Origin of the sequence: Streptomyces erythrochromogenes (assembly GCF_036170895.1) — a bacterium.
Classification (GTDB): Bacteria; Actinomycetota; Actinomycetes; order Streptomycetales; family Streptomycetaceae; genus Streptomyces; species Streptomyces erythrochromogenes.
On sequence record NZ_CP108036.1, the window covers coordinates 2,953,384 to 2,970,099 of the forward strand.

Below are 16,716 nucleotides of genomic sequence, written 5' to 3' on the forward strand. Positions count from 1 at the left end.
CAATTAGGGCAATCTGTCGGCTCTTTGGGGTGCGCATCCACCCACGCCTGGATTGGCATCGCCTCAGCCGTCATCCGGCGCTTTTCCTCCCCCCAACCGCCCTCGAACGCCGTCCACGAGGAGCGAATCGGGCCCCTGCGGCCTCTGACCAGCCCCAGACGGTCTGCAGTCGCGTGATCGAGGAGCGCGTAGCGATCGATGGCGGCCTATGTCCAGCCCAAGAGGCTGGCAGACGCCGAGCCGTGAGGAGCGCGTAGCGATTTGGGGCGCTCCCCGACCGCCCCGCCCATCGCTGATGTGGCCGTCTCTCTTTTGAAGGCCCGGCCCGTTCCTTTGGGGGCTTCCCGGCAGTCTTTCGGATTTCCGGGGCGGGACGGGCGGTCAAGGGTGGCCGAAGGCCATCGCGAAGCGACGCGACCGAAGGGAGCGCCCTTGAGGGACCGGCACGAACCGGAGAGACGATGGGACTGACGGGAAACCCCCAGCACGTCACTGACCACCGAGTCCTCGGATCCCGCCCCCACACCACCACCCCGCGCCTCCCCGCCCCCGCCCCATCGGCTTCCGCCGCACTCCCGACCCGCCACGCTCCGACCCCGCCGCACTCCCGACCCGCCGCACTCCCGACCCGCCCCGCTCCCGACCCCGCCGTGCTCCGACCCGCCACGCTCCCGACCCGCCGCGCTCCCGTCCCGACCCGTCCTGCCCCGACCCGACCCGGCCCGACCCGGCCCGGCGCGCCGCCAACCGGGTGGCTCCTTTCGACCGGCCGACTCCGCTGGGCAATTTGTCATACCGGGCGTGGCAGCATCGGCGGTCTCGGAGGTGATCCCATGTCATATCGGGGGCTTCGCGCTGCCTGCATCGCCGTAGCGCTCCTCGTCGCCGGACCGGTCCAGGGCGCCGGCGCCGAGCCCGGTCTGCCCGAAGGGGAAAACGTCGGCGTGCTGCTCACCCGCCTGCAGGGGCTCTATCAGAAGGCGGAGGAGGCCTCCGAGGCGTACAAGACCACGGAGGACGCCCTGGAGGCGGGCCGGCGGGAGGAGCGGTCGCGGGCCGCCGAGCTCGGCAGGGCCCGTACGGCCCTCGACTCCGAGCGGGCCCTCGCCGGGCGGCTCGCCCGCGAGCAGTACCAGGGCGGCCAGGGCCTGTCCCCCTACGCCCGGATGCTGCTGGCGGGGAACCCGCAGGCGGCCCTGGAGCAGCGTCGGCTGGCCGCCCGCGAGGGCGCCCGCCGGGCCGCGGCGCTGAGCCGTCTCGCGCGGGGCGAGAAGAAGGCCGACGCGCTCGCGGTACGGGCCCGCAAGGCCCTGGACACGCGGCAGACGCTGGCCGCTCGGCAGAAGGTCCAGAAGGAGGAGGTCGCCTCGCAGCTCAAGCAGGTCGAGCGGCTGCTGGCTTCGCTGACTCCGGAGCAACTGACGCGGCTCGGGGCGCGCGAGGCGGAGCAGACCGCGGCGGCGCAGCGGGAGCTGGTGACCTCCGGGGCCCTCCCCACCCGCACGGGCACCCCCACGGCCGCCGGTGGCGCGGCCCTCACGTACGCGGCGGCCCAGATCGGGAAGCCGTACGTCTGGGGCGCGGAGGGGCCCGGGTCCTTCGACTGCTCGGGCCTCACCTCACAGGCCTGGGCGCACGCCGGACGGAGCATTCCGCGGACCAGCCAGGAGCAGTGGGCGCAGCTGCCGAGGGTGCCGCTGGACCAGCTGCGGCCGGGGGACCTGGTGGTCTACTTCCCCAAGGCCACGCACGTGGGCCTGTACGTCGGTGACGGCAAGGTGATCCAGGCGCCGCGGCCGGGGGCCGTCGTGAAGGTCTCGCCGATCGCCGCGAACCCGCTGCTCGGGGCGGTGCGGCCGGACCCGGAGGGGAAGCCGCTGGCGGAGTTCACCCCGCCGCCGCTGCCCGAGGCCTCGGGGGCGGCGGCGGGGGACGACGCCGGTTACTCCGCCGAGGAGGCGCCCACGGCCGAGGCACCGGAGGCGGGGGCAGGAGCGGGGACGGAGGAGGCCACCTCGGCCAGGTAGTCCGCCGCGTCCTCGGGATCGTAGAAGTACGCGTCGAAGTCGGCCGGGTTGTCGAAGCCGTTAGCGAATCGATTCGCCACCGGCTGGAGCTGCCCGGCCGCGCCGATCAGGTTGAGCACGTGCTCCGGCGGCACGCCCAGCATCGCGTTCGTCCACTGGGTCACCGGCTTGCCCGTGGTGAACCAGTACTTGTCGAAGGTCGCCTTCATCCACGCCTCGTCGAACGGGTTGTCCCCGTGCATGAGGATCGAGGAGAGGTAGGAGGCCGCGCACTTGGACGCCGAGTTCGAGCCCTGGCCCGTGATCGGGTCGTTGGCGACGACCACGTCGGCCACGCCGAGGACGAGCCCGCCGCCGGGAAGGCGTCCGATCGGGTTGCGGACGACCGGCGCGTACCGGCCGGCGAGCGTGCCGCCCGCGTCCGTCAGCTCCACCTTCGTCGCCCGGGCGTACTCCCACGGCGTGTACTTCTCCATCAGCCCCAGCGTGAGCGCCAGGTGCTCCGCCGGGTCCTTGACGCCGTTGAAGACGTCCAGCGGACCGCCGGGGACGCCCTCCCAGAAGAGGATGTCCGCCCGCCCCGAGGTCGTCAGGGTCGGCATGACGAACAGCTCGCCGACGCCCGGGACGAGGTTGCAGCGGACCGCTTCCGTCTCGGGGTGCTCGGGGCGCGGGCCGAGCCCGTGGACGTAGGAGACGGCCAGCGCGCGCTGCGGGGCGTCGTAGGGGGAACGCGCCGCGTCCCGTCCGAACATCGACACCAGCTCGCCCTTGCCGGCGGCGATCAGCACCAGGTCGTAGGTGCGGGAGAAGTAGTCGAGGTCGGCGACGGACGCCCCGTGGATGACGAGCTGCCCGCCGCGCTGCGCGAAGGTGTCCAGCCAGCCGGACATCTTCACGCGCTGGTCCACGGACTGCGCGTAGCCCTTGAGCCGGCCGAGCCAGTCGATGGGCCGGCTGCCGTCGGGCGCGGCGACCGAGACGCCGAGGCCCTCGATCTTCGGGGCCTGCTGCTCCCAGAAGTTGATCCCGAGGTCGCGCTCGTGTTGGAGCGCGGTGTCGAACATGCACTGGGTGGACATGACCCGACCGGTGCGGATCTCGTCCGCGGTCCGGTTGGACATGAGGGTGACCTCGTACCCCTTCGCCTGGAGTCCGAGGGCGAGCTGGAGTCCGGACTGGCCGGCTCCGACGACAAGTATCCTGCGCATCTCTCAAGTCCTCTATTCGGGAGTGCTGTCGAGGGCGTGGCCCACCAGCGCCAGCAGGGATTCGATCACCGTCCGGCGCTCTCTCGCGTCCATGATCACCACGGGTACGTGGGGCGGGACGCTGAGCGCCTCGCGCACGTCCTCGGGCTCGTACGACTGCGAGCCCTCGAAGTGGTTGACGGCGACGGCGTACGGCAGCCCGGAGCTCTCGAAGTAGTCGAGGGCGGGGAAGCAGTCGCGCAGGCGGCGGGTGTCGGCCATGACGAGCCCGCCGATGGCGCCGCGCACCAGGTCGTCCCACATGAACCAGAACCGTTCCTGGCCCGGGGTCCCGTACACGTAGAGGACGAGGTCGTCGTCGAGGGTGACGCGGCCGAAGTCCATGGCGACGGTGGTGGTGTGCTTGTCCGGGGTGCCGGTCAGGTCGTCGGTCGGGACGCTGGCCTGGGTCATCACCGCCTCGGTGCGCAGCGGGGTGATCTCGGAGACGGAGGAGACGAAGGTGGTCTTGCCGACCCCGAAGCCACCCGCGACCAGCACCTTGACGGCGACGGGTGCGCGGGAGCGGTCGTACTGCCAGGGCTGGACCGGTTCGTCGTCCACCCCCGTTCTGTCAGAGACGGCGAAGACCACCGAGCACCCTTTCCAGCAGCGCGCGTTCGGGCCGGCCGGAGCCGTTGCCCGTTCCGTAGACACGGATCCTGCCCTGGTCGGCGAGGTCGCTGACCAGGACGCGGACCACACCGAGCGGCAGCTTCAGCAGCGCGGCGATCTCGGCGATCGTGCGCATGCGCCGGCAGACCTCGACGATGGCGGGCATCTCGGGCATGCGGTCGGGCTTCTGCGGCTCGGACGCCTTGGTGTCCAGGGCGGCGACGAACGTCTCGACGTTCAGGACCTGGGTGAACCGTGTCCGGCCGCCCGTCAGGGAGTACGGGCGGACGCGGGCGGGACGGCGGTCGGCTCCGCGTATCGGGAGTCGGTCGGCGGCCGGTCTCCTCACGGGGTGTTCTCCATCGACTGGCGCAGTTCACTGCGGACTTCGGGGGTCAGGACGTGTCCGGCGCGGCCGACGAACAGGGCCATGTGGTAGGCGACGACGCTCATGTCGCAGTCGGGCGTGGCGTGCACGCCCAGGAGTGAGCCGTCGCTGATGGCCATGACGAAGACCGAGCCGTTCTCCATCGCCACCATGGTCTGCTTGACGGCGCCGAACTCCATGAGGGCGGCCGCCCCCGTGGTGAGGCTGCCGAGCCCGGAGACGATGGTGGCGAGGTCGGCGGACGCTCCCCGTGGCCCCTTGGGCCTCGGCGTCGCCCGCGGTTCCTCCGCGCCGCCCGCTCCGGGGTCGGAGGACAGGAGCAGCAGCCCGTCCGAGGAGACGACGGCGACGGAGTTGACGCCGGGCACCTCCTCGACCAGGTCGGTCAGCAGCCACTGCAGGTTGCGGGCCTGGGTGCTCAGTCCGTACGTACTGGGCGCGGTCATGTGCGTGCCTCCTGTGCGCTGTCCCCCTGGTCGGTATTGCTCTGTCCCTGCCCCGGGCCCTGCTCCAGGTCCTGTGCGAACTCGGCGGCGACGACGCGCCGGCCGTCCTGGGCTCCCTGGTAGAAGCCCCCGAGCCGGCGCCGCAGTTCTTCGGCGTCGACCCGGCGCGGCGGCTGGGGCCGTACGTCCTCCCTGCGCGGGGCGGCGACGGTCCGCGGGGTGCGCTTCGGCAGGCCCTTGTCGGTGACGGGGCCGCCGCCGTCGGCGGGGTCGGCGGGGTGGCTGCCCTGGCGGGGGAGCCAGTCGGCCTCGGCAGGGGTGTGTGCGTGGTCCCCTGCGGGGGGCTCGGCAGTGAACGTCTGGTCGGCCGGGCCCCCTGCGGGGGGCTCGGCGGGGTTTGCCTCGGCGGGATCCGGCAGCGTGAAGTCGGCCGGGTCCGTGTCGTGGACGATGCGTGCGAGCAGCTGCTCCCCTGCGGGGGGCTCGGCGGTGACCACCTGGTCGGCCGGGGGCACGTCCGCGGGCGAGGCTTCGGCGGCCGGGGCGGCCGTGAAGACGTGGTCGGCCGGAGGGGCGTCCACGGCCGGGGCGGCGGTGAAGACCTGGTCCGCGGGCGGGGCGTCCACGGCCGGGGCAGCGGTGAAGACCTGGTCCGCGGGCGGGGCGTCCACGGCCGGGGCGGCGGTGAAGACCTGGTCGGCCGGAGGGGCGTCCACGGCCGGGGCGGCGGTGAACACCTCGTCCGGCGACGGAAGGCCGGCCTCCGGCGGGGCCGCCAGGGCCTCGGCCAGGGTGACCGGCGTGACCGGCTCGGCCGGGAGGACCGGCTCGGCGGCATCGGTGAGGTCCGGGGCCGCCGGGTCCGGCGCCGCAGGCTCCTGGCTCGGGTCGGCCGCGGCGGCCTCGGGCGCGGCGTGCGCACCGCGCCGACGGGTCGGGAGGGTGTTCTCGTTCGCCTCCGCTATCACGCCCGGCAGGTGCAGCGAGGGCGCGCCCGGGGTGGCCAGGGTGTGGACGGGCGAGGCCGGGGGGGTGGCGGGCAGCAGCGCCGCGGGGACGACCACCAGGGCCTCCGTGCCCCCGTGCCGCGCGCCGCGCAGCTCCGCGGTGACCCCGTGCCGGGCCGCGAGCCGCCCGGCCACGTACAGGCCGAGGCCCAGGCCGTGTTCCTCCTCGGGCTCCTCGTCGTACGCCTCGGGCGTGGACAGCCGGGCGTTCAGCGCCTCCAGGCGGTCTTCGGTGACGCCGATGCCCTCGTCGACGACGGAGAGCACCACGTCGCCGTTGTCGAGCGTCCAGCCCGACACCTTCACCTTGACGTCCGGCGGGGAGAACGTCGTGGCGTTCTCCAGCAGTTCGGCGAGCACGTGCGAGATGTCGTCGGCAGCGTGCCCGGCGACCTGCGTGTACGAGGGCAGCGCCGCGAGGTCGACGCGCTCGTAGCGCTCGATCTCGCTGACGGCGGCCCGCATCACGTCGACCAGCGCCACCGGCAGGCCCTGCCCGTGGCCGTGCTCCTGCCCGGCGAGGACCAGCAGGTTCTCGTTGTGGCGGCGCATCACGGTCGCCAGGTGGTCCAGCTTGAAGAGGGTCGCGAGCCGGTCGGGGTCCTGTTCCCTGGACTCCAGCTCCTCGATGACGGCGAGCTGGCGTTCCACCAGGCCCAGCGTGCGCAGCGACAGCGAGACGGAGGTCGTCGACATGATGCGGCGGTGCTCCTCCAGCCCCGCGCGCAGCTTCGTCAGCTCCTCTTCGAGCACCTCCCGGCCGGAGGCGAGCGCCTCGTTGCGGCCGATGATGCGGCGCCGGTCGGCGTCGAGGCCGGCGATCCGGGTGTGCAGGGAGACCGTCTGGTCGCGTACGGCGTTCAGGTGCCGGACGACCTCGGCGAACTCGTCGTTGCGGCCGGTGAACCGCACCGGTTCCACCGAGCCCTCGGGCGTCGCCAGCCGCTCCGCGCCGCGCCGCAGGACCGACAGCGGGCGGGTCAGCGAGCGCGCGACGGCGGTGGCGAAGCCCACGGCGACGAGGAACAGCAGGCCGAGCAGGGCGACGAGGATCTCCAGCCGGGTCACGTCGTCGTCGCGCAGGGAGGCGAGGGCGGAGGCCCGTTCTCCGGCGAGGGTGGCCTCTACGGTGCGCATCCGGTCGATGCGCGAGGTGAGCGCGGTGCCGACGGCGGCGCCGTCGGTCTTGCGGTCGGGGGTGGTCAGGGTGGGCCGGTCGGTGAGCCGCTTGAGGTAGTCGTCGGCGGCCTTGACCTCGGGGCCGGTGACGGTGGCGGCGAGGGTCTGGCGTACGTCGGGCCGGGCGACCCGCGCGAAGTCGTCGAGGGCGGCCTGCTCCCGTACGCGCGAGCGCTGGGCGGCGGCGGTGAGTTCGTCGACCGTGGCCGAGCCGGGGGGCTGCTCGCCGCGGGGGACGGCCAGCGCGCCGAGCAGCAGTCCGCGGGTGGCCGAGGCCTGTTCCACGGCCTGGCCCAGGGGCGCCAGCGGGCGGGTGGTGGCGAGGGCGGCCTCGGCGCGCGGCGGGGTCAGCTCGGCGAGCCGGGTGCCCGGGGCGAGGAGTTCGCTGATGACGCCGGTGTAGGCCTGGTGGGCGGCGAGGGCGGTGCCCTTGCCGTCGATGGCTTCGGTGCGGACGGACGCGACGCGGGCGAGGGCCACGGCGAGGGGTTCGTCGACCTCGGCGGCGGCCTCGGCGATCTGCCGGTCGGTACGCAGGATGCGTTCCTGGAGGCCGCCCTTGGCGGCGCCGGGCCGGCCCTTGGCGGCGTACTCGACGACGGCGTCGCGCTCGTCGGCGAGGACGTGCGTGAGGGTGAGGATCTGGCCGGTCTGCTCCGCGAGGGTGACCAGCCGCTGTGAGTCGTTCAGCTCCCTCGCGGCGGTGACGACGGCGGGGGTGCCGGCCGCGAGGACGGTGAGTCCCGCGACGGCGACGCCGACGACCAGCCGGCTGCGCACGCGGACGCGGCGTCCTGCGGGGGCCGGGCCTTCGGCGGCGGTGCCGTTCTTCCGAGACCGCTTCTTCTGCACCGGTGCTCGCAATCCTGTACGTGTGCTTTTGCTCGTCTACTCGTGTGGCCGAGGTAACGGCCGGTCAACAAGTAAACGCCCCCTGCCCCCTCGTACCGCCTCAGACCTTTGCAGCGTGTTGGGGAGAGAGCCGCACATCGCCCACCCGGCCACTCGAACGAGTGAACATCACGGATGAGTTGGCGACCAACTCGGGCACCCGGCCCCAGAGCGGCTCCGTGGACAGGCGGTTGAAAGATCGATGCGGCCTTTGGCAGTATGCCCGCCCACATCGGCCCTCCCGGGCCGGGGCCTTGCCGGCCCGCCCCCGGGACGCCTCGCGTGCAGGGGCCGCCCACCTCTCCCCTCCTGGTCCGCACCGACCCCGTCCTCGGAGCCTCCGCCGGACAGAATGTCCGTATGCGCATCGACCTCGCCACCGCCCCCGGCAGTCAGGAACGCCCCAATGAGGACTGGGTGTCGGCGTCGGCGCCCGCTTCGGGAGGCGGAGTCCTCGTGGCCCTCGACGGGGTCACCCCGCCGGCGGGCGACGTCGGGTGCGTGCACGGAGTGCCGTGGTTCACGGCCCGGCTCGGCGGCCGATTGACCGAACTGTCCGGATCGCGGCGCGACATGCCGCTGGACCGGATCCTGGCCGAGGCCGTCCGCGCCACGGCCGAGACCCATCGCGACACCTGTGACCTTTCTCACGTCCGCACCCCGCAGGCGACGGTGGTCGTGGTCCGCTGGGACGAGGCGTACGTGGAGCACCTCGTGCTCTCGGACTCCGTACTCCTCCTCCAGGCGCCCGGGGGCGAGGTGACGGCCGTGCTCGACGACCGGCTGGACCGGGTGCCGCGCGAGGTGCTGCGCTCGGTGGCGGCTACGGACGCCCTGCGCAACGCCGAGGGCGGGTTCTTCACGGCGGCCGCGGATCCGGCGGTGGCGGCCCGGGCGGTCACGGGGCGCACCCCGCGGGGGCGGGTGCGGGCGGTGGCCGCGCTCACGGACGGGGCGAGCCGGTGGACGGACACGTTCGGGGAGGGCGACTGGGCCGAGTGCCTGGCGGTGCTGCGGAAGGAGGGTGCGGAGGGCCTGATCGGCCGGGTCCGCGCCGTCGAGTCCGACCCGGCCCGCCCGCCGGGCCGGTACAAGCGGCACGACGACGCGTCGGCGGTCTACGCGGAGCTCTGAAGTGCCGCCGGCGCAGCCCTGGGATGCCGCCGGCGCAGCCCTGGGCGGCGCCGACGGGCCCTGGGACGGCGTTACTCGGCGCCCGCGTTCAACTGGTGCAGCAGGCGGGCCAGTTCCGCCACCTCGCCGCGGTCCCAGCCGGCGAGCTTGCGCATGTACTGCTCGCGCCGCGCGCCCCGTACCCGCAGGAAGCGCTCGCGTCCCTCCTCGGTGAGCCCGACGAGGAAGGCCCGGCCGTCGGCGGGGTCCTGCTCGCGGGCGACCAGGCCCAGGACCTCCAGCGCCCGCAGCTGCCGGCTCATGGTGGCCTTGCCGACGCCGAAGTAGGCGGCGAGTTCGGTGGCCCGCTGCCGGCCGGCCGCTTCCAGTCGTACGAGGAGCCCGTACGCGGCGGGCTCCAGCTCGGGGTGGAGCTCGCGGGCCATCTCGCCGGAGGAGGCGCGGGCCCGCCGGAGGAAGACGGACAGCTCCCGCTCCAGGGCAAGGAACTCCTGGTCTTCACTCCCGTGCACGTCCCGCTCCTTCTTCGATGTGTGGCACCCCGGTGGGTGGGGGCCCAGTATTTCGCAGCGGGTGCGCGGACGGCCCGGGGCCCCGCCGCAGCGGGACCCCGGGCCGTCCGGGAGCAGTCCGGAGAGCGGTGCAGCCGTCAGGCGACGGCGGTGACCGGCACCTGTGCCCCGTCCAGGGCGAGCTCCAGCACCTGGCGGACATCGGTCACCGGGTGCACCTCCAGCCCCTCCAGCACCTCAGCCGGGACGTCGTCCAGATCGGCCTCGTTGCGCTTCGGGATGATCACGGTGGTCAGGCCCGCCCGGTGGGCGGCGAGCAGCTTCTGCTTGACCCCGCCGATCGGCAGGACCCGCCCGGTCAGCGAGACCTCGCCGGTCATGGCGACGTCCGTGCGCACCTGGCGCCCGGAGAGCAGCGAGGCGAGGGCGGTGGTCATGGTGATGCCCGCGCTCGGGCCGTCCTTGGGCACGGCGCCCGCCGGGAAGTGGATGTGCACGCCCCGGTCCTTCAGGTCGGCGACGGGGAGTTCCAGTTCGGCGCCGTGCGAGCGCAGGAAGCTCAGCGCGATCTGCGCCGACTCCTTCATCACGTCGCCGAGCTGGCCGGTGAGGGTCAGTCCGGCCGCGCCGGTTTCCGGGTCGGCCAGCGAGGCCTCCACGAACAGCACGTCGCCGCCCGCGCCGGTGACCGCGAGGCCGGTGGCCACGCCGGGGACGGCGGTGCGCCGTTCGGCCGGGTCCTGGGCGGACTCGGGCACGTGGTGCGGGCGTCCGATCAGGCTGCGCAGCTCGTCGGCCCCGATGCGGTACGGGAGCTCGCGCTCGCCCAGCTCGTGCTGGGCGGCGACCTTGCGCAGCAGGCGGGCGACGGCCCGCTCCAGGGTGCGTACGCCCGCCTCGCGGGTGTACTCCCCGGCCAGCTTGCGCAGGGCGTCCTCCTCCAGGACCACCTCGTCGGCGGCGAGCCCGGCGCGCTCCAGCTGGCGGGGCAGCAGGTGGTCGCGGGCGATGACGACCTTCTCGTCCTCGGTGTAGCCGTCGAGGCGGACGAGTTCCATGCGGTCGGCGAGGGCCTCCGGGATGGCCTCCAGCACGTTGGCGGTGGCCAGGAAGACGACATCGCTCAGGTCCAGCTCGACCTCCAGGTAGTGGTCCCGGAAGGTGTGGTTCTGGGCCGGGTCGAGGACCTCCAGGAGGGCGGCCGCGGGGTCGCCGCGGTAGTCGGAGCCGACCTTGTCGATCTCGTCGAGCAGGACCACGGGGTTCATGGATCCGGCTTCCTTGATGGCCCGGACGATGCGGCCGGGCAGGGCGCCGACGTAGGTCCTGCGGTGGCCGCGCACCTCGGCCTCGTCCCGTACGCCGCCGAGCGCGACGCGGACGAACTTGCGGCCCATGGCGTGGGCCACGCTCTCGCCGAGCGAGGTCTTGCCGACACCGGGCGGGCCCACGAGCGCGAGGACGGCGCCCCCTCGGCGGCCCCCGATGACGCCCATGCCGCGCTCGCTGCGGCGCTTGCGCACGGCCAGGTACTCGGTGATGCGGTCCTTCACGTCGCTCAGGCCCGCGTGTTCGGCGTCCAGTACCGCCCGGGCGCCCTGGATGTCGTACTGGTCCTCGGTGCGCTCGTTCCAGGGCAGTTCGAGGACGGTGTCGAGCCAGGTGCGGATCCAGGAGCCCTCGGGGCTCTGGTCGCTGGACCGCTCCAGCTTGTCGACTTCCTTGAGCGCGGCCTCCCGGACCTTCTCGGGGAGGTCGGCGGCCTCGACGCGGGCGCGGTAGTCGTCGGACTCCTCGCCGTCCTTCTCGCCGTTCAGCTCGCGCAGTTCCTTGCGTACGGCCTCCAGCTGGCGGCGGAGCAGGAACTCGCGCTGCTGCTTGTCGACGCCGTCCTGGACGTCCTTGGCGATGGACTCGGCCACGTCCTGTTCGGCGAGGTGGTCGCTGAGCGCCTTGACGGCGAGCTTGAGGCGGGCGACCGGGTCGGCCGTCTCCAGGAGTTCGACCTTCTGCTCGACCGTCAGGAACGGCGAGTACCCGGAGTTGTCGGCGAGGGCGGACACCCCTTCGATCTGCTGGACGCGGTCCACGACCTGCCAGGCCCCGCGCTTCTTGAGCCAGCTGGTGGCGAGGGCCTTGTACTCCTTGACGAGCTCGGCGACGGCGCCCGGCAGCGGGTCGGGGACGGTCTCGTCCACGGTCTCGCCCTCGACCCAGAGCGCCGCTCCGGGCCCGGTGGTTCCGGCGCCGATACGGACGCGGCCGAGGCCGCGGATGAGTGCGCCGGGGTCGCCGCCGGAGAGGCGGCCGACCTGCTCGACGGTTCCGAGCACACCGGTCGCGGCGTACTTGCCGTCGATCCGCGGCACGAGCAGTACCCGGGGCTTGCCTCCCCCGGCTGCCGCCGGGAGCTGTGCCCGGCCCGCCGCGGCCTGGGCCGCCTCGACGGCTCCGCGCACCTCGGCGTCGGACAGGTCCAGCGGGACGACCATTCCGGGCAGCACGACCTCGTCGTCGAGCGGCAGCACGGGCAGGGTGAGCGTTACGGACGTCGAAGCCATGATCTTCCCTCCGGCAGTGAAGTTGAGCTATGCGGACTCAATGCATCTGCGCCCCTTGAATGTTCCCCAACCCCCGTTCGCCGGGGGCGAACGCAGTTCGGGGACACAGCCGGATGTCAGTGGGCGCTGCCAGGAGCCGCCCCCGCCACACGGGCGAGGTGCAGCTGTTCAGCCGTTCAGGGGGGAGATGCGGACGTCGCCCGAGGTGGTCTTCGCCGAGAGCCGGGAGGTGGCCGAGGCGTCGTCGGGGAGGGTGACGTCGCGGGCGCCGGAGGTGGTGGAGACCGAGAGGCGGTAGGGGGCCTCGGGCACCTTCAGGCTGACGTCGCCGGAGGTGGTCTCGGCGAGCACCGAGGAGGGGGCCTTCGCGAAGTCCAGGCGCGTGTCGCCCGAGTCCGAGTGCACCGACGCGCTCGGGCCGGACAGGCCGGTGGCTGTGATCTCGCCCGAACTGGTGCTGATCTTCAGGGGTCCGGCGACGGCCTCGGCCCGGACGTCGCCGGAGTCGGCCTCCACCTCGGCGGCCGCGACGCCCGTCACGGTGATGTCGCCGCTGTCGCTCTCCAGCGTGACCTTCGCGGAGGCGGGGACCTCCAGGCGGTAGTCGATGGAGCAGCTCGCGGAGCACCCGTCGGTGAAGGTGAGCACGCCCCCGCTGACCTGCTGGCCGGGCGTGGGGGCGGTGTCGCCGCGGTAGTGGACGGTACGGCGGACCGTGACGCCGGGACCGGTGCCCGGGGTGACTTCGATCGACCCGGCCCGGGTGCCGGTCACCTCGACGGCGGTGACCGCCTCGGTGACCGTCGTGTCGGCGCGAGCCGTCCTGCGCGGGCCGTCGACGAAGGAGCAACCGGCCAGGACGAGGCCGGCCGCGAGGGCGACGGCCGCGGCGCGGGCGGCCCGGGCCGCCGTGGTGTGGGAAGTCATGCACCGATCCTCCGGGGCCGGCGCCGCGCGGCCGATGGTGCCGGTACCCGGATCGGATGTCGGGCTATCCCCCGGGCCCCGCACCGGTGGGCGTCGTCAGCGGCCCGGGCCGGTGACGACCGGGCGCTGGGGCGAGGGCAGGCCCCATTCGCTCCAGGAGCCGTCGTACACCGCCAGGTCCCGGTAGCCGACGAGGTCGGCGCCGAGGGCCAGTACGCAGGCGGTCACCCCGGAGCCGCAGCTGAAGCGGAGGCGTTCGCGGCCGCCCGCGGCCGCCTCGAAGGCCGCGCGGAGTTCCCCGGCCGGGCGCATCAGGCCGTCGGGGCGCTGGAGTTCGCCGAACGGGAGGCTGGCCGCGCCCGGCATGTGGCCGCCGCGCAGGCCAGGACGGGGTTCGGGTGCGGTGCCCTCGAAGCGGTCGCGGGTACGCGCGTCCAGGACGGCCGCGGCCGGGTCGGCCAGGGCCGCTGCGACGGCCTCGGCGTCGATCAGCAGTCCTGGGCGGGGCCGGGCGGTGAAGGAGCCGCGCGGGCCCCCGTACTCGGGGCCGGCGGCCTCGACGGGCAGGCCGGCGGCCGTCCAGGCGGGCAGTCCCCCGTCGAGGACGGCGGCCCGGTCGAAGCCCATGGCGCGCAGCATCCACCAGGCGCGGGCGCTGGAGTAGACGCCGGCGCCGTCGTAGACGACGACGGTGTCGGTGTCGTGGAGGCCCAGGGCGCGGAGCGCCTCGGTGAGGGCGGCGGGGCCGGGCATGGTGTGCGGGGCGGGGGCGGCGTGGTCGGAGAGGGCTCCGTCGAGATCGAAGGGGCGGGCGCCCGGGATGCGCCGGCCGGCGGCGCGGTGGGCGCCGACGGAGGCGTCGAAGACGACCAGTCCGGGGTCGCCCAGCCGGTCGGCGAGCCAGTCGGCCCCGACCAGCGGTCCGGGGTTCGCGGGCCCGGGCTCGCGGGGCGCGGGGTTGTCGGACGTGGGCATACGGCAGCACCTCCTGAGGGCTCGGCGGGCCCCGCCCGCGGGGGCGGTGCGGCCCGCCGGCTGTGCGACGCGGTCGCCCCCATCCTCCGGCGCGGCCCCGCCGGGCCCGCATCCGCCCCCGTCCCGCCCCCCGCCCTGGCCCTGGCCCGGCACCATCGGCAAGGCACCCGCTAGGGGGTGTCGCAGCCGCCCGGGCGGGCGTAGACGGCGACCCGGGCGCCCCGTACTTCGGTGACCGAGCAGAGGTCGAAGCGGCCGGCCAGCACCTCCCGCTTGGCCCCCTCGCGCGGGTACGGGTCCAGCGGCTGCCCCGGCGGGTCCTGCAGGGCGATCACCCGGGGCGAGGCGAGCAGGGCCGCGCGGATCCGCTCCGGGGACAGCTCGGTGCCCTGGAGGCTGTGCGAGGCGGCCGGCCCGTCGGCGAGGGCGACGTCGCGCAGGCCTGCGCGGACGTCCGGCGAGGACAGCAGCCACTCGCGCCTGCGGGAGGGCATGAACACCACCGCGTCCCCCGGGCGGGCCCGCTCCCGCACCGCGGCGGCCACCGCGAGGACGTCGTCCTTGCGGCTCTCCGGGGTGCGCAGCCACGCCGACCAGATGCCGAACGGTACGAGGAGGGCGCCCGCCAGCACCCACGGCCACCATCCGCGGGCGGCGGCCAGCCGTGCGCCGGCCAGCAGGGCGGGCCCGGCCAGCGCGTAGAGCACGTACCGGTCGACGTACCAGGGGTTGAGCAGGGAGACCGCCATGAGCAGTCCGGGCGGCAACAGGACGAGGGGCAGCGCCACCCGTACGAGGTCCTTCGGGGCGCCCCGGGCGAGCAGGAGGGAGGCTGCGCCCACCACGGCGTACGCGGCCCAGTCCTGCCAGCTCGGCCGGCCCAGCCAGCCGAGCTGCTGGTGGGCCTGGCGCACGCCGACCGCGGCGAGCGGCAGCAGCAGGACGACGACGGTCGCGGCGCTCCAGCGCCAGCCGCGCGCGCCGCGGGCGGTGAAGGCGTGGGCGAGCAGTGCCAGCGCGGCGAACTCGTGCAGCCAGCAGCCGATCAGCAGCACGACGGTGTAGGCGATCCACCGCTCGCGGAGCATCAGGTACGTCGCCCACACCACGGCGGCCGCGACCAGCGCGTACGAGCGGCCTTCCTGGGCGTACATCTGGACGGGCGGCAGTACGGCGTACGCGCAGCCGGAGATCAGCGCGGCCCGCTCCCCGACGAGCCGGTGCGCGACGGCGGCCACGCCCGCGGCGGCGAGGGCGGTGGCCGCGACGGAGGGCAGCCGCAGCGCCCACAGGCCGCCGTCCCAGGCCTGGAACACGCCGTGCATGAGGGCGTAGTACAGGCCGTGCACGGCGTCGACCCGGCCGAGGAGCTCCAGGATCGCGCCGGGGGTGCGGTGCGCCACCTGCCAGGTGACGGACTCGTCGCGCCACATGCTGCCGCCGCGCTCCAGGCCCCACAGGCCCAGGACCGCGGCGATCAGCGGCGGCAGCAGGCGCCATGGCGCGATGCGTCTGATGGCGGCCTCCTGAAGCTGTCGGATCGGGGGTGCGGACTCCATACTCGGGGGTGGACCCGAGTGGCTGCGGAGGTGGGTGTGCGCGCGTTCCGGGCAGTGGCGGCGGTACTTCTGGGTGCGGTGGTCCTGGCGGGGTGCGGACCGTCCGGTTCCGGGGGCGCCGACGACGCGCCGCCGAAGGGCTCCGCGGGGCCGGGCACGAGTGCGAGTACGAGCGCTGGCGCGAGCACGGGCCCCGCCGCGAGCCCGAGCCCCAGCCGGAGCCCGGGCGCGAGCACGAGTGCGGTGCCCGCCCCCGGCGAGACCCTGGTCCGGGTCACCCGCAGCGGGGGCTTCGCGGGCGAGACCCACACCGTCATCGTGAAGGGCGACGGCTCGTGGTCCCGGCTGGACGCGAAGGCGGAGCCGGAGGGCACGGGGAAGCTGTCGGAACAGGAGCTGGCGGCCCTGCGCACGGCTCTCCGGGAGGCGGACTTCGCCCGTCAGCCCCGGATCGCTACGGGCGGTCCGAAGATCTACGACGGGTTCTTCTACGCCTTCGTGCACGGCGGGTACGAGGTCGCGGGCGAGCAGGGTTCCCTGCCGCCGGCCCTGGTGAAGGTGGCGGACGCGCTGCCGCCGTTCACGCAGGGCTGAGGTCCCGCAGCAGCCGGTCCAGGAACCCGCGCAGCCGGGCCGGCATGTCCACGCTCGCGGGCGCCAGCACCCACTGGATCTGGAGGCCGTCCATGACGGCGAGGATCTCCCGGCCGGCGGCCTCGCAGTCGGTGCCCGGGCGCAGTTCCCCGCGGGCGACGCCCGCCTGAAGCAGTTCCACGGTGTGGTCGAGCACCCGGGCGTAGCGCTGCCTGAAGTACGCGTGTGCGGGGTGGCCGGGGTTGGCAGCCTCGCCGACGAGGGTGTGGAACATGCGGACGAGGCCGGGCCGGCGCTCGTTGTCCTCGGCGAGGGCGACGACGGTGGCGAAGTGGGCGGCGACCGATTCCGGCGGCTCGGCGAACAGCCGCTCCACGTCGTGCTGCTCGCTCTGGGCCAGGACCGACAGCAGCAGGTCCTCCTTGCTGCGGAAGTGGTGCAGCAGCCCGCCCTGGGTGATCCCGCAGGCGGCGGCGATCCGGGCCAGCGAGGAGGCGTGGAAGCCCCACAGCGCGAAGTGCTCGACCGCGGTGTCGAGGATCTTCTGCCGTCGGGCGTCGCCGACGGCGTAGGTCCCCCGCGCCGAGCCCTTCGCGGCCGTTCTCGGCCTGTCCTGTGCCATGCGGACACCCTAAGCACGGTCCACCCCGG

Annotated in this window: 14 protein-coding genes; 3 read left to right on the forward strand and 11 right to left on the reverse strand. The window is 74.3% G+C overall.

Features of this window, described 5'->3' with window-relative positions; all coding sequences use genetic code 11:
• The first annotated feature begins 833 nt into the window (after positions 1 to 833).
• Positions 834 to 2,027, forward strand: coding sequence for a C40 family peptidase (locus OHA91_RS13095; protein WP_328739259.1), 1,194 nt, complete (start codon positions 834 to 836; stop codon positions 2,025 to 2,027).
• Here OHA91_RS13095 and OHA91_RS13100 read toward each other — a convergent pair.
• From OHA91_RS13100 to OHA91_RS13120, 5 genes are read right to left on the reverse strand one after another with little or no spacing between them, the layout of a single operon-like run.
• Positions 1,943 to 3,238, reverse strand: a complete 1,296-nt coding sequence (locus OHA91_RS13100; protein WP_328739260.1) for a styrene monooxygenase/indole monooxygenase family protein — start codon at positions 3,236 to 3,238, stop codon at positions 1,943 to 1,945. The genes OHA91_RS13095 and OHA91_RS13100 overlap by 85 nt on opposite strands.
• A gap of 12 nt (positions 3,239 to 3,250) precedes the next feature.
• Positions 3,251 to 3,871 (reverse strand): GTP-binding protein, encoded by a 621-nt coding sequence (locus OHA91_RS13105; RefSeq protein ID WP_031151683.1) that lies wholly within the window; start codon positions 3,869 to 3,871, stop codon positions 3,251 to 3,253.
• Entirely contained in the window at positions 3,852 to 4,241 is a 390-nt protein-coding gene (locus OHA91_RS13110) for a DUF742 domain-containing protein (protein WP_031151682.1), read from the reverse strand. The genes OHA91_RS13105 and OHA91_RS13110 overlap by 20 nt, the downstream gene beginning before the upstream one ends.
• The gene (locus tag OHA91_RS13115; protein WP_031151681.1) at positions 4,238 to 4,726 is read right to left on the reverse strand and encodes a roadblock/LC7 domain-containing protein; all 489 of its coding nucleotides are present in this window, start codon (positions 4,724 to 4,726) and stop codon (positions 4,238 to 4,240) included. The genes OHA91_RS13110 and OHA91_RS13115 overlap by 4 nt, the downstream gene beginning before the upstream one ends.
• Positions 4,723 to 7,764, reverse strand: a complete 3,042-nt coding sequence (locus OHA91_RS13120; RefSeq protein WP_328739261.1) for a sensor histidine kinase — start codon at positions 7,762 to 7,764, stop codon at positions 4,723 to 4,725. Before OHA91_RS13120 ends, OHA91_RS13115 begins: the two co-directional genes overlap by 4 nt.
• A 399-nt stretch (positions 7,765 to 8,163) precedes the next feature.
• Here OHA91_RS13120 and OHA91_RS13125 point away from each other — a divergent pair, with 399 nt between their 5' ends.
• Positions 8,164 to 8,937, forward strand: coding sequence for a protein phosphatase 2C domain-containing protein (locus tag OHA91_RS13125; RefSeq protein WP_266497749.1), 774 nt, complete (start codon positions 8,164 to 8,166; stop codon positions 8,935 to 8,937).
• A gap of 71 nt (positions 8,938 to 9,008) precedes the next feature.
• Here OHA91_RS13125 and OHA91_RS13130 read toward each other — a convergent pair whose 3' ends face one another.
• The 5 genes from OHA91_RS13130 to OHA91_RS13150 all read right to left on the reverse strand — a co-directional run bounded on the left by OHA91_RS13130 (position 9,009) and on the right by OHA91_RS13150 (position 15,471).
• Entirely contained in the window at positions 9,009 to 9,449 is a 441-nt protein-coding gene (locus OHA91_RS13130; RefSeq protein ID WP_031151678.1) for a MarR family winged helix-turn-helix transcriptional regulator, read from the reverse strand.
• A gap of 137 nt (positions 9,450 to 9,586) precedes the next feature.
• Entirely contained in the window at positions 9,587 to 12,010 is a 2,424-nt protein-coding gene (lon, locus tag OHA91_RS13135; RefSeq protein WP_031151677.1) for an endopeptidase La, read from the reverse strand.
• A 168-nt stretch (positions 12,011 to 12,178) separates the two neighbouring features.
• Positions 12,179 to 12,937 carry a DUF4097 family beta strand repeat-containing protein gene (locus OHA91_RS13140; protein ID WP_031151676.1) on the reverse strand — a complete coding sequence of 253 codons (759 nt, stop codon included), beginning with the start codon at positions 12,935 to 12,937 and terminating at the stop codon, positions 12,179 to 12,181.
• A gap of 96 nt (positions 12,938 to 13,033) precedes the next feature.
• The gene (locus OHA91_RS13145) at positions 13,034 to 13,912 is read right to left on the reverse strand and encodes a sulfurtransferase (protein ID WP_328739262.1); all 879 of its coding nucleotides are present in this window, start codon (positions 13,910 to 13,912) and stop codon (positions 13,034 to 13,036) included.
• 170 nt (positions 13,913 to 14,082) lie between these two features.
• Complete coding sequence (locus tag OHA91_RS13150; RefSeq protein ID WP_328739263.1) at positions 14,083 to 15,471, reverse strand: hypothetical protein; 1,389 nt, start codon at positions 15,469 to 15,471, stop codon at positions 14,083 to 14,085.
• Between the two features lie 243 nt (positions 15,472 to 15,714).
• Between OHA91_RS13150 and OHA91_RS13155 the strand changes: the two genes are divergently transcribed.
• Positions 15,715 to 16,065: a hypothetical protein gene (locus OHA91_RS13155; RefSeq protein ID WP_328739264.1), complete on the forward strand. Its 351-nt coding sequence runs from the start codon at positions 15,715 to 15,717 to the stop codon at positions 16,063 to 16,065.
• Here the strand turns inward: OHA91_RS13155 and OHA91_RS13160 are convergent.
• Entirely contained in the window at positions 16,052 to 16,687 is a 636-nt protein-coding gene (locus tag OHA91_RS13160; RefSeq protein ID WP_031151672.1) for a TetR family transcriptional regulator, read from the reverse strand. The two genes, OHA91_RS13155 and OHA91_RS13160, sit on opposite strands and share 14 nt — an antisense overlap.
• Between the last annotated feature and the right edge of the window lie 29 nt (positions 16,688 to 16,716).

Coding starts and splice junctions, on each gene's coding strand:
- OHA91_RS13150 (WP_328739263.1), bottom strand. CDS start 15,471: ATGGAGTCCGCACCCCCGATCCGACAGCTTCAGGAGGCCGCCATCAGA.
- OHA91_RS13145 (WP_328739262.1), bottom strand. CDS start 13,912: ATGCCCACGTCCGACAACCCCGCGCCCCGCGAGCCCGGGCCCGCGAAC.
- OHA91_RS13125 (WP_266497749.1), top strand. CDS start 8,164: ATGCGCATCGACCTCGCCACCGCCCCCGGCAGTCAGGAACGCCCCAAT.
- lon (WP_031151677.1), bottom strand. CDS start 12,010: ATGGCTTCGACGTCCGTAACGCTCACCCTGCCCGTGCTGCCGCTCGAC.
- OHA91_RS13160 (WP_031151672.1), bottom strand. CDS start 16,687: ATGGCACAGGACAGGCCGAGAACGGCCGCGAAGGGCTCGGCGCGGGGG.
- OHA91_RS13095 (WP_328739259.1), top strand. CDS start 834: ATGTCATATCGGGGGCTTCGCGCTGCCTGCATCGCCGTAGCGCTCCTC.
- OHA91_RS13115 (WP_031151681.1), bottom strand. CDS start 4,726: ATGACCGCGCCCAGTACGTACGGACTGAGCACCCAGGCCCGCAACCTG.
- OHA91_RS13140 (WP_031151676.1), bottom strand. CDS start 12,937: ATGACTTCCCACACCACGGCGGCCCGGGCCGCCCGCGCCGCGGCCGTC.
- OHA91_RS13100 (WP_328739260.1), bottom strand. CDS start 3,238: ATGCGCAGGATACTTGTCGTCGGAGCCGGCCAGTCCGGACTCCAGCTC.